Below are 11,991 nucleotides of genomic sequence, written 5' to 3'. Positions count from 1 at the left end.
CCCCCGTCCGCTGCGCGGACTCCCCCGGAGTTTTCCGGGCAAGATGAAGGCTCAGTTGGCGGTGACGCGGAAGACGCAGCCATCGGAGATGAGCTGCGGCGGGGTCAGGCAAAGCCCCTTGGCCACGGTGAAGGCGGCCAGCACCTTGGGCACGTAGTCGCGGGTTTCGGCATAGGGCGGCACGCCCGCGAATTTGGGAATGGAGTTTTCCCCGGCATTGTACCCCGCCAGCACGAGGATCGGGTCGCCGTCGAATTTTTCCATCAGGAAATCGAGAAAGGCCACGCCGCCCCGGATGTTCTGCCCGGCATTGAAGCTGTCGGTCACGCCGAAGCGCGCGGCGGTGGCGGGCATCAGCTGCATCAGCCCCTGCGCCCCGGCATGGCTCTGCGCATCGGCGCGGCCGGCGGATTCCACCGTCATCACCGCCAGCGCCAGCGCGGGCGACACCCTTGTGCCGACCGTGGCGCGCAGCAGGTCGATGCCGTGGCGCGCGGCGATGTCCTGCAGGTGCTGCAGCCGCGGTGCCGCCACCCCCCGGCCCTGCGGCGGATTGGCCAGAAGGTTGAGCGCGGGTTCCAGCCGCCCCGGCCCCGAGGCGGCCAGATCGGGCGACACGGTTTCCCAGAACCAGTCATAGCTGCCGGTGCCGGTGGCCCGGCCCGGGGCGGCAGGCGCCGCCGGATCGGGCAGCGGCAGGGCGGCGGGTTTCGGCAGCACCGGCGCGGGCACGATCTGCACCGTGATCCGGCGTTTCGTGCCCGGCTTGGGCGGGGTCACCCGTTTGGCGGAAAACTCCGGAAAGGCGGGCGGGCTCTGGGCCGCAAGCGGTCCGGCCCACAGCATCGCCAGCAGGGTCACGGCCCCGATCCCGCGTCGCATCACTCCTCCTGCCTCTGCTCTGTCCGGGTTTTTCCGGAGCGTTTCTGCGGACAGCATCGCATGGAACCGGCATTTTCCCAAGACGGTCGCGCAAAGCGCGGCGGGACTGTGGTGAAGCTGCCAGATGCGACACAATTGCGCCATGTTTGCGGAGGATTTTCAGGATTTAAATTATTATTTTCATAAGCTTGAGCAAAATCTGCGAGAAAGGTTCATGCTCTGTAAAATCATCTTAGTTGTGCCCAAATCCGGCCTAAATCCGGGGGCTATATAGGGTCATACCGCAGCGGACGGGCAGTGAGAGAGGCCCGGCAGACACCGACGCGGTGGCCCCTGAACCAAGACACCACGGAGAGAGACCATGCTGAACTTCATCAAAAACTTCCGCGCAGACGAAGACGGCGCAGTGACCGTTGACTGGGTTGTGCTGACCGCCGCTGTGGTGGCCATGGCCATCGGCGCCTACACCACCATCGAAACCAGCGCTGACAACATGATTTCTGCCGCAGGCGGCGCGGTTGCCGCCGAACAGACCACCCTTTTCGGCGCCGCTGGCAACTGATCCTTGCCGACATCAGCCACCGGATCGGTCACGGCCGGTCCGGTGGACGCCACAAGCCTGGCACCCCAACGCAACGCCATGATGCGGACGGTTCGACGATGTATCACAGTCTGATCAAGTTCCTGAAGAGCGAAACCGGTGCCGTGACCATCGACTGGGTGGTGCTGATCGCCTCTGTCGTGGCAATGACCGCGATCTCCTTCTACCAGATCCGGGACAACGCGGCGAATATGGATGTGGCGGCAGGAAATGCCGTTGCGCAAGAACAGGCGGCCCTGTTCGGAGAGTGACCCACCGGTGCTGACGGCTTCGCGGATCCAGAAGGATCGCGGGGCTTTTCCAGTCTGTGACAGGGCCCCGGCCCCGTGCTGTCGCGCCTGACCCCCTCCGTCCTGCGGGCAGTCCCTGCCCCGCGGCGCCCTGATCCTGAGGCTGGACCTGCCGCGCCTCTGGTGGCGGACCGGCGCTGCGCCTGCATTTTTCTGCCCCGCCCGCCTGCGCCCGCAGGCCGCCGCGCGGGGCCATGACGCGAAAGGTACCCCAATGCGACTGGTATTCGGACTTGTCTTGATCGCCGGACTGGGACTTGCCGGTTTTGCCGTCTACATGGCCCAGAATTACATCAACGCCTATCAGACTGCCCTGCAGCAGGAGCGCGAGAAGGCGGGCAAGGTCATCCCCACCGCCGAGATCTATGTGACCACCCGCGCCATCGCCCATGGCGAGGTGGTGACCGACGCGGATGTGCGGCTGGCGCCGTGGCCGCAGGAGATCCTGCCCGAAGGCACCTTTGGCGCCGAGCGCCCGCTTTTTGCCGAAGGCGAGGCGCCCCGCGTGGCGCTGCGCGCCATCGAGAAATTCGAGGCGGTGCAGACCGGCAAGATCAGCGAGCCGGGCGGCGATGCCGGGCTGACCTCGCGGCTGCAGCCGGGCCAGCGCGCCTTTGCCATCAAGGTGGACGTGCATACCGGCGTGTCGGGATTCCTGCGACCGGGCGACCGGGTCGACATCTACTGGACCGGGCGCGTCGGCGATGGCGGGCGCGGTCAGGGCGAGATCACCAAGCTGATCGAAACCGGGGTGAAGCTGATCGCCGTCGACCAGACCGCCGAACTGGACAGCACCGATGTCAACATCGCGCGGTCGGTGACGGTGGCGGCAAGCCCGCAGCAGGTCGCCTCGCTGGCACAGGCGCAAAGCACCGGGCGGCTGTCGCTGTCGCTGATGGGGGTCAACGAGACCATCGTGGCCGAGGCCATCGAGGTGGACCAGCGCGCGCTGCTGGGGCTGGACATGGTCGTGCCGCAGGCCGCCCCCGTGGCCCCCGTCACCTGCACCACGCGGGTGCGGCGCGGCAGCGAGGTCGTGGATATTCCCATCCCCTGCACGAACTGAACCGTTCCAGACACTTGCGCAGCGGGCGGCTCTGGCCGCCCCTGCCCTGCCGGGGGCCTGGCCCGGGCTCTGTTGCGGCAGACCCACACCGGCCCGCGCCCCCCCTTTGATTGTTGCAAAAAAAGGCGAACGCGCGCACAGTCCGGTGCGAAGCGGGCATCAAGACCTGCTCCCGAGGCGTGATCGAAAGGCAGGTCACATGACATTTGACAAGTTTCTGACGGCAGGCCTGCTGGGGCTGGTGCTGGGTGCAAGCCCGGTTGCCCCGACCGCTCAGGCGCAGAGCCTGCGGGTTGTGCAGACCGGCACGGAAAGCGTGCTGAACGTGCCGATGAACCGCGCCGTTGTGGTTGAAAGCGACGAGCCTTTTGCCGAACTTTCCATCGCCAATCCCGCCATCGCCGATATTTCCTCGCTCTCGGACCGCACCATCTATGTGCTGGGCAAGACGCCGGGCACCACCACCCTGACCATTCTGGACGGCAACGGGCGGCTTATCACCAATGTCGACGTGCGCGTCGCCGCCGATGTCACCGAATTCAAGGAGCGTCTGCGGCAGATCCTGCCCGGCGAGACCATCGAGGTGCGCACCGCCAATGACGGCATCGTGCTGTCGGGCACGGTGTCGAGCGCGCAGAAGCTGGACCGCGCGCTGGATCTGGCGCAGCGCTACGCCCCCGACCGGGTGTCCAACCTGATGACGGTGGGCGGCGTGCAGCAGGTCATGCTGAAGGTCCGCTTCGCCGAGATGCAGCGGTCGGTGTCCAAGGCGCTGCGCTCCTCGCTGAGCCTTGGCGGCGAGGTGCTGGGCGGCGATCTGGGCATCGGCACCGAAACCGGCACATGGCTGCAGAGCGAAAATTCGCTGGGTAACCCGGTCGACGTGCCCTCGGACACACAGGGCGCCATGCTGCTGGGGTTCAATGCGGGCGGGCTTGAGGTCGGCGTGCTGCTGGAGGCGCTGGAACAGAAAGGCGTGGTGCGCACGCTGGCCGAACCCAACCTGACCGCGCTGTCGGGACAGGAGGCCAAGTTTCTTGCGGGCGGCGAATATCCGGTGCCGGTGGCGCAGGAAGACGGCATGATTTCCGTCGAATTCAAGGCCTTCGGGGTCGAGCTGAATTTCATCCCGCGCGTGGTGGATGGCGATCTCATCAATCTTGAACTGAATGCGGCGGTGTCCTCCATCGACACGGCGAACGGCTTCACCTCCGAAGGCATCACCATCGACGCCTTCCGGCGCCGCGAAACCTCGACCACGGTGGAGATGCGCGACGGCGAAAGCTTTGCCATCGCGGGCCTGCTGCAGGACGATTTCCGCGACGTGAACGGTCAGGTGCCGTGGCTGGGCGACATTCCGGTGCTGGGCGCGCTGTTCCGCAGCGCCGAATACAGCCGCCAGCAGTCCGAACTGGTCATCATCGTGACGCCGCATCTGGTCACCCCCACCCGGGGCGAGGCGCTGGCCCTGCCCACCGACCGCATCAAGCCGCCGTCGGAAAAGGATCTGTTCCTGTTCGGGCGCACCGCCTCTGACGAACGCCGCCCCACCCGCGGCGCTGCGGGCGAAGTGGCCAAGCAGGATTTCAACGGCTCTTATGGCTATGTGATGGATTGAGACGATGTCGGGGCAGCGGATGATCAGAGGCAGCATCGGAATTCTGGGCATCGGCCTGCTCTCCGCCTGCGCGGCGGGGGGCGACCCCACGCAGAGCCAGTTCTACGAAGAGGCCGGATCCATCGCGGATAACGGCTTTTTCGGCAATTCCACCATGAACAACACCCAGATCATGTCCGGGGAAAAGAGCTACACCTACGATCTGGCGCAGCGTTTTGCCGCCGAAGTGCCCTCCATGGTCAATTTCGCCTTCAACAGCGCGGCGCTGGACGCGGCGGCGGTGGCGACGCTGCGCGAGCAGGCGGCCTTCATCCGGCAGTTTCCCGAACTGCAGTTCCGCGTCTATGGCCATACCGACCTTGTCGGTTCCAACGCCTATAACAAGGCGCTGGGTCTGAAGCGCGCGCGGGCGGTCGTGGCCTTTCTGGCCAGCCAGGGCATTTCCACCTCGCGGCTGGAAGCGGTCGTTTCCTTTGGCGAAACGCAGCCTTTGGTCGTGACCGAGGGCCGGGAGCGGCGCAACCGCCGCACCGTCACCGAGGTGTCGGGCTTCGTGCGCGCCCATCCCACTGTGCTGGACGGGAAATATGCCGAAGTGGTCTATCGCGAATATGTCCGCAGCGCCCAGCCCGAAACACTGCTGACCGGGGCGCGCACCGAAAATTCGGGGGGCGAGGGTTAACGCCACCCCAAGGGATCGTGCGGAAAGATCGCACAATTACGATCTTTCAGACAAATTCTTGCCCTATTTCCCCAGCACCTTGGCCGATGACGGGAAGCCCGTCCCGATGCTCGAGTCGGGCGGTGCGCTCCTGCGGCGCAGGGCGGGGTGATCCCCGCTGATCCTGCCGCCGGGAGCCCCCAGAGGCAGAGGATCACAGGGAATGACGAGCAAGCGCGATCTGCAGACGGAGCCCAGCCCCATCGTGGCCTGCACGGTCAGCCGCGACGTGCAGAATTTCGATCTGCTCATCGAAGACATGGAAACACTGCTGGGCGAAGGCTGGGGCGATCTGGGATTTCCCGAGGCGCTGTCCTTTCTGGCCCAGCCCGATGCGGCGGGGCTGAAATTCATCGCCCTTGCGCTGGATGGCGAGGACGAGGCGCAGCTGCCCCTGCTTGCCAGCATCATCAGCCTTGCCAGATCGCGCGACATTCAGGTGGTGCTGATCGCCGAAGACGTGACCCCCGCCGCGCTGCACCATCTGCTGCGCACCGGGGCGGATGAATTTGTGCCCTACCCGCTGCCCGAGGGCGAGCTTGCCGCCGCCGTGGCCCGGCTTGGCCGCAGCAAGGCAGACCCGGCACCGGAACCGGCGTCCCGTGTCGCGCTGAAAGGCGGCGGCGACGGCGTGCTGATCGCGGTGCAGGGGCTCTGCGGCGGCTGCGGCACCACCACCTTTGCCGTCAATCTGGCATGGGAGCTGGCCAATATCGCCAAGGACCGCTCCCCCCGCGTCTGCCTCATCGATCTTGACCTGCAGTTCGGCACGGTGGCCACCTATCTGGACCTGCCCCGGCGCGACGCGGTGGTGGAGCTGATGTCGGATCTGCGGTCCATGGATGGCGACAGCTTTGCGCAGGCGCTGGTGGGTTTCGAGGACAGGCTGCAGGTGCTGACCTCTCCCCCCGATCTGCTGCCGCTGGATCTGGTGTCGCCCGATGACATCCGCCGCCTGCTGGACGTGGCGCGCGAACATTTCGATTTTGTCATCGTCGACATGCCCACCGCCCTGCTCGACTGGACCGATACGGTGCTGACGCAGGCGCAGGTGTTCTTCGTACTGATGGAACTGGACATGCGGTCGGCGCAGAACGCGCTGCGGCTGAAGCGCGCGCTGCAATCCGAGGATCTGCCCTTTGACAAGCTGCGCTTCGCGCTGAACCGGGCGCCGAAATTCACCGACCTGCAGGGCAAGAGCCGCGCCAAGCGCATGGCCGACACGCTGGGCATCGCGCTGCAGCTGTGGCTGCCCGATGGCGGCAAGCCGGTGCAGACCGCAGGCGACCACGGGCTGCCGCTGGCCAGCCACGCCGCCAAGAATCCGCTGCGCAAGGAAATCGTCAAGCTGGCCGCCGAACTGCACGCCATCGGCCTGTCCGACGCCGAAGCCGCCTGAAGGAGACCGGGATGTTCTCGCGCTACAAGAAAGCCTCGCTGAAGGAAGCCGACCCGGCCCCGGCGGCACGATCCGCCGATGCGGTGCCTGCCGCGCTCAAGGCCTCCATGCGCAAGCCGCAGCCCGCGCGCCCCGCCGAGGTGGCGGCGGATGACCGCGACAAGAAGCGCAAGGAACGGCTGGGCGACATCAAGCTGGAACTGCACCGGGCGCTTCTGGACAACCTGAACCTTGCCGCCATCGATCAGGCCTCTGATGCCGACCTGCGCGAGGAAATCGCCGCCATCGCGGCGGAATCCCTGCAGGACAAGGGCATCGTGCTGAACCGAGAGGAACGCGCGACGCTCAATCAGGAGCTTTACGACGAGGTGAAGGGGCTTGGCCCGCTGGAAACGCTGCTGAAGGATGACAGCGTCTCCGACATTCTGGTGAACGGCCCGCATCAGATCTTCATCGAACGCGAAGGCAAGCTGACCCTGTCGGACGTGACCTTCAAGGATGAACGCCACCTGATGCGGATCATCGACAAGATCGTGTCCGCCGTGGGCCGCCGCGTCGATGAATCCAACCCCTATGTCGACGCGCGTCTGGCAGACGGGTCGCGCTTCAACGCCATGGTCCCCCCCATCGCGGTGGATGGCTCGCTGGTGTCGATCCGGAAGTTCAAGAAGGACAAGCTGGGCATCGACGACCTGATCGCCTTCGGCGCCTTTTCCGAGGAGATGGCGGTCTATCTGCAGGCGGCGGTGGCCACGCGGCTTAACGTCATCGTGTCGGGCGGCACCGGTTCGGGCAAGACCACCACGCTCAACGCCCTGTCCTCCTTCATCGACGACAGCGAGCGGATCCTGACCATTGAGGATACGGCGGAACTGCAGCTGCAGCAAAGCCATGTGGGCCGCATGGAAAGCCGCCCCCCCAATGTGGAGGGCAAGGGCGCCGTCACCCCGCGCGACTGCCTGAAAAACGCGCTGCGGATGCGCCCGGACCGGATCATCGTCGGCGAAACCCGCGGCGAAGAGGTCATCGACATGCTGCAGGCGATGAATACCGGCCATGACGGGTCGATGACCACGATCCACGCCAACAACCCGCGCGACGGCATCTCGCGTCTGGAAAACATGATCGCCATGGCGGGCGTGGAAATGCCGCTGAAGGCCATGCGCAGCCAGATCGCCAGCGCCGTCAACCTGATCGTGCAGGCCTCGCGCCTGCAGGACGGATCCCGCCGCATGACCTCCATCACCGAAATCACCGGGATGGAAGGCGACGTGATCTCCATGCAGGAAATCTTCCGCTTTCAGCGGGTGGGCCTGACCCCAGAGAACAAGATCATCGGCCATTTCACCGCCACCGGCGTGCGCAGCCATTTCTCCGAACGCTTCAAGATGTGGGGCTTCGACATTCCGCCTTCGATCTACGAACCCTTCCGTCCGGAGTAACGCCCCATGCTTTCCGCAGAACCGATCATCTACGGCCTGATCTTTCTGGGCGTGCTCGTGCTGGTCGAAGGTGTCTATCTGGTGGCCTTCGGCAAGTCGATCAGCCTCAACAGCCGGGTGAACCGGCGGCTGGAGATGCTGAACAAGTCCACCAGTCGCGAAGAGGTTCTGGCCAAGCTCCGCAAGGAGATGGACCAGCATCTGGAAAGCCGGGGCGTGCCGCTTTATTCGCTGCTGGCGGACCGGGCGCAGAAGGCGGCGATCGCCTTTACCCCCAACCAGCTGCTGATGATGATGGCGGCGGTCAGCGTCTTCGCGTTTCTTGGCCTGACCATGGCCACGGAAACCAGCCTGCCGGTGCGGCTGGTGATGGGCTTGGGCATCGGCGTCGGCGGCGTGTTCATGTGGGTGAACCACAAGGCGAAAAAGCGGCTGGCGCTGATCGAGGAACAGCTGCCCGATGCGGTCGAACTGATGGTGCGCAGCCTGCGCGTGGGCTATCCGTTCAGTTCCGCCATCGCCATCGTGTCCAAGGAGATCAAGGATCCGCTTGCCACCGAATTCGGCGTGATCGCGGACGAGGCGACCTATGGCCGCGACATCGGCGAAAGCCTGAAACACATGGCCGAACGGCTGGATATGCAGGATCTGCGCTTTCTCGCCGTGGCGGTCACGATCCAGCAGCAGTCGGGCGGCAACCTTGCCGAAATCCTTGATGGGCTGGCCAAGGTGATCCGCGCCCGCTTCCGCCTGTTCCGCAGGGTCAAGGCCATCACCGCCGAGGCGCAGTGGTCCGGCAAGTTCCTGTCCGGCTTTCCGGTGGCGGTGCTGCTGGCGATCCAGATCTTCGATCCGCATTACTACGACGAGGTGCTGGACCATCCGTGGTTCATTCCGGCCTGCTTCATCGTCGCGATCTTTCTTGCCGCGAACCTGTTCGTGATGCGCATTCTCGTCAACATCAAGGTCTGAAAGGCGTCTTCCGATGATCGACCAGCTGAACACGCTCGTGACCGGGCTTCTGGGGCCCGCCGGGCCGCTGATGGTGGTGGCGGGGCTGGCCTTTGTGCTGATCCTTGCCAGCATCCCCCTGATGCTGAACCAGAAACCCGACCCCATGGACAAGCTGCGCGAGACCGCGAAGCAGAAGGTCGATTCCGAAACCCGCGCCATCCTGCGCGACAAGCGCCGCAACGCCAAGCTGAACAAATACGCCCAGTATCTGGAGCCCAAAAGCGCCGAGGAACTGGGACAGGTGCGGCTGCGGCTGCTGCAGGCGGGCTATCGCAGCCGCGATGCGGTGCGGCTTTACTATCTCGCGCAGGTGGTGCTGGGCGTGGGCCTGCTGACGGCGGGCGTGGTCTATTACCTGATGTTCAAGGCGACCCCCGATGCCACCATGCAGCAGAAGATGTTTTACATGATCGGGCCGGGCGCCGTGGGTTACATGGCGCCGAAATACTGGATCACCCGCCGCGTCGAAGAGCGGCGCGAACAGATCACCCAAGGTTTCCCCGACGCACTGGACATGCTGCTGGTCTGCGTCGAGGCCGGGCAGTCGCTGGACCAGTCCATCGTCCGGGTGGCGCGGGAACTGCGCGCCTCCTATCCGGCGCTGGCCGATGAATTCCAGATCATCAGCCACGAGATGAAGGCGGGCAAGGACAAGACGCAGGTGCTCAACGACATGGGAGAGCGCTGCGGCGTGCAGGACGTCGCCTCCTTCGTGACCGTGCTCAATCAGGCGGCCAGTTTCGGCACCTCGATCGCCGACGCGCTGCGCATCTATGCGGCGGAAATGCGTGACAAAAGGGTCATGCGCGCCGAAGAAAAGGCAAACAAGCTGCCGACAAAGATGACGCTGACCACTATGATCTTCACGGTGCCGCCGCTGCTCATCATTCTTGTCGGGCCGTCGATCGTGAGCATCGCCAATCTGGGATCCATGTCACCGAATTAGGACCAAATGCGCCGGGGATCACTGCTGTTACTGCTGCTGCCGCTGCTGGCCGCCTGCTCTGCGGGCGGCCTTGGCTCTGATGCGGGGCTGCGCCCCGATCCCGCCACCCCCTATGCGCCCGCCCTTGATCCGCGCGGCGAGGCGGTGGATGGGCTGCTGGTGGGGCACCGGCTGATGCAGGCCGGGCAGTATGATCTGGCGCTGGATGCCTTCCTGCGCGCCGCAGGCGATCAGGGCCTGACGCCCGAGGTGCTGACCGCACTGGGATCGGCCAATCTGGCGCTGGGGCGGCTCAACCAGTCCGAACGCCTGCTGCGCCGGGCGGTGGAAGACGCGCCCGACTGGCCAGAGGCGTGGAACAATCTGGGCGTGGTGCTGATGGAGCGCGGTCAGGTGCCGGAAGCGGCGGCGATCTTCCGGCGGGCCTATGGGCTCGACAATGGCGAAAGTGACGCAATCCGCGACAATCTGCGCTTGGCGCTCGCAAAAATGGAAAACCCCGGCTATGATGACCCGCAAGGGCAAGACTACAAGCTGGTGCGCCGGGGTAGCGGGACTTATCTGATCCGTCGCGCCATGTGACGAGGCAAGTGCAGTAAAAGGACGCAAAAATGCGCCACCCCATCCTTGGACTCCTCTGCGTGGCAGGGGTCATCGGGCTGTCCGCCTGTGACAGATCCATCGACAAGGACGCGGTTGACCGGGAGTTTGCCGGGGTGAACGCGCTGGAGGGCGCAGGGCTGAGCGAGCTGATGCTGACCGCCGCCGACCCCGCCGAAGCAGTCACCTATTTCCAGCGCAGCGCCGCCGAACAGCCCGAACGGCTGGATTTCATGCGCGGACTGGCCGCCTCGCTGGTCAAGGCGCGGCGCAACAGCGAAGCCGCCATCGCCTGGGCCAAGGTGGTGGAGCATCCGGAGTCCACCAGCGATGACCGGGTGGAACTGGCCGATGCGCTGATCCGCAACAATGACTGGGCGCGGGCCGAACAGGTGCTCGACGCCATCCCCCCCACCCACGAGACCTTCAAACGCTACCGGCTGGAGGCGATGATCGCCGACGGCAATCAGGAATGGCAGAAGGCCGACAGCTTTTACGAGGTGGCGGTGGGGCTGACCAACACCCCTGCCACCATCCTCAACAACTGGGGATTTTCCAAGCTCAGCCGGGGCGACCATACCGAGGCGGAACAGCTGTTCACCGATGCGATCCGGCAGGATCCCTCGCTGTTCACCGCCAAGAACAACCTTGTGCTGGCCCGGGGCGCGCAGGGCAACTACACCCTGCCCGTGATGACCATGACCCAGATCGAACGCGCCGAACTGCTGCAGACGCTCGGGCTTGCGGCGGTGAAACGCGGCGATGTCGAGATCGGCAAGGGCCTGCTGCGCGACGCGCTGGAAACCCATCCGCAGCATTTCGAGGCCGCCGCCCGGTCGCTTGAGGCGCTGGACGGCAGCGTCACCAACTGAGGGGGCGGCCCATGCTGGACATTCCCGCCCATGCCGCCAGCTGGTATGCGCCCTTCGTGCTGCCGCTCTGTCTTTACGTCTGCTACACCGACATGAAATGGATGCGGATCACCAACCGCACCGTGGTGGCGCTGGCGCTGGTCTTTGCGGTGGCGGGTTATCTGCTGCTGCCGCTCGAGTCCTATCTGTGGCGCTATGTGCATCTGGGCGTGGTGCTGGTGGCGGGGATCGCGCTGAACGCCGGGGGGGTGCTGGGCGCGGGGGATGCCAAATTCGCCGCCGCCGCCGCCCCTTTCGTGCATCTGGCCGACCTGCGCTTCCTGATGGCGCTGTTTGCCGCCAACCTGCTTGCCGCCTTTGTCACCCACCGGCTGGCCCGGGCCACGCCGCTGCGCCGTCTGGCGCCGGACTGGAAAAGCTGGTCCAGCGGCACGCGCTTTCCCATGGGGCTGGCGCTGGGGGGCACGCTGGCGCTCTATCTCGTGCTGGGCATGATCTACGGCAAGTGACGCCGCGCCGCGCTTTTCCCCGCGCCCGGCC

The 11,991-nt window shown here is 65.3% G+C and carries 13 protein-coding genes; 12 read left to right on the top strand and 1 reads right to left on the bottom strand.

The features are described 5' to 3' along the window. Positions 1-51: 51 nt before the first annotated feature. Entirely contained in the window at positions 52-882 is an 831-nt protein-coding gene (locus VK682_RS12630; protein ID WP_230797189.1) for a lytic transglycosylase domain-containing protein, read from the bottom strand. A gap of 361 nt (positions 883-1,243) precedes the next feature. On the opposite strand from VK682_RS12630, the gene VK682_RS12625 reads away from it, so the two are divergent. From VK682_RS12625 to VK682_RS12570, 12 genes are all read left to right on the top strand, one after another. After that, a complete protein-coding gene (locus VK682_RS12625; RefSeq protein WP_230797190.1) occupies positions 1,244-1,444 on the top strand; it encodes a Flp family type IVb pilin in 201 nt (66 codons plus the stop codon). 98 nt (positions 1,445-1,542) lie between these two features. Then, positions 1,543-1,734, top strand: coding sequence for a hypothetical protein (locus VK682_RS12620; protein ID WP_324782023.1), 192 nt, complete (start codon positions 1,543-1,545; stop codon positions 1,732-1,734). A gap of 253 nt (positions 1,735-1,987) precedes the next feature. Then, positions 1,988-2,839 carry a Flp pilus assembly protein CpaB gene (gene cpaB, locus VK682_RS12615; RefSeq protein ID WP_230797191.1) on the top strand — a complete coding sequence of 284 codons (852 nt, stop codon included), beginning with the start codon at positions 1,988-1,990 and terminating at the stop codon, positions 2,837-2,839. A gap of 199 nt (positions 2,840-3,038) precedes the next feature. After that, entirely contained in the window at positions 3,039-4,457 is a 1,419-nt protein-coding gene (locus tag VK682_RS12610; RefSeq protein WP_230797192.1) for a type II and III secretion system protein family protein, read from the top strand. 19 nt (positions 4,458-4,476) lie between these two features. Further along, complete coding sequence (locus tag VK682_RS12605; protein WP_230797193.1) at positions 4,477-5,139, top strand: OmpA family protein; 663 nt, start codon at positions 4,477-4,479, stop codon at positions 5,137-5,139. A gap of 202 nt (positions 5,140-5,341) precedes the next feature. Next, complete coding sequence (locus tag VK682_RS12600; protein WP_230797194.1) at positions 5,342-6,577, top strand: CpaE/TadZ family protein; 1,236 nt, start codon at positions 5,342-5,344, stop codon at positions 6,575-6,577. Positions 6,578-6,588: 11 nt separating this feature from the next. Next, positions 6,589-8,019, top strand: coding sequence for a TadA family conjugal transfer-associated ATPase (locus VK682_RS12595; RefSeq protein WP_230797195.1), 1,431 nt, complete (start codon positions 6,589-6,591; stop codon positions 8,017-8,019). Positions 8,020-8,025: 6 nt separating this feature from the next. After that, a complete protein-coding gene (locus VK682_RS12590) occupies positions 8,026-8,991 on the top strand; it encodes a type II secretion system F family protein (RefSeq protein ID WP_089844608.1) in 966 nt (321 codons plus the stop codon). A 13-nt stretch (positions 8,992-9,004) separates the two neighbouring features. Continuing rightward, complete coding sequence (locus VK682_RS12585; RefSeq protein ID WP_089844610.1) at positions 9,005-9,979, top strand: type II secretion system F family protein; 975 nt, start codon at positions 9,005-9,007, stop codon at positions 9,977-9,979. Between the two features lie 6 nt (positions 9,980-9,985). Further along, complete coding sequence (locus VK682_RS12580; RefSeq protein WP_230797196.1) at positions 9,986-10,561, top strand: tetratricopeptide repeat protein; 576 nt, start codon at positions 9,986-9,988, stop codon at positions 10,559-10,561. A 29-nt stretch (positions 10,562-10,590) separates the two neighbouring features. After that, the gene (locus tag VK682_RS12575) at positions 10,591-11,451 is read left to right on the top strand and encodes a tetratricopeptide repeat protein (RefSeq protein ID WP_324782022.1); all 861 of its coding nucleotides are present in this window, start codon (positions 10,591-10,593) and stop codon (positions 11,449-11,451) included. A gap of 11 nt (positions 11,452-11,462) precedes the next feature. Beyond that, complete coding sequence (locus tag VK682_RS12570) at positions 11,463-11,960, top strand: prepilin peptidase (protein WP_207543552.1); 498 nt, start codon at positions 11,463-11,465, stop codon at positions 11,958-11,960. Positions 11,961-11,991: the final 31 nt, after the last annotated feature.

Source organism: Salipiger marinus (genome assembly GCF_035481585.1).
In the GTDB taxonomy this organism is placed as follows: Bacteria; Pseudomonadota; Alphaproteobacteria; order Rhodobacterales; family Rhodobacteraceae; genus Salipiger; species Salipiger marinus.
The sequence above is the reverse complement of the archived record's forward strand: the minus strand, read 5'-3'. Positions and strand labels throughout refer to the sequence as shown.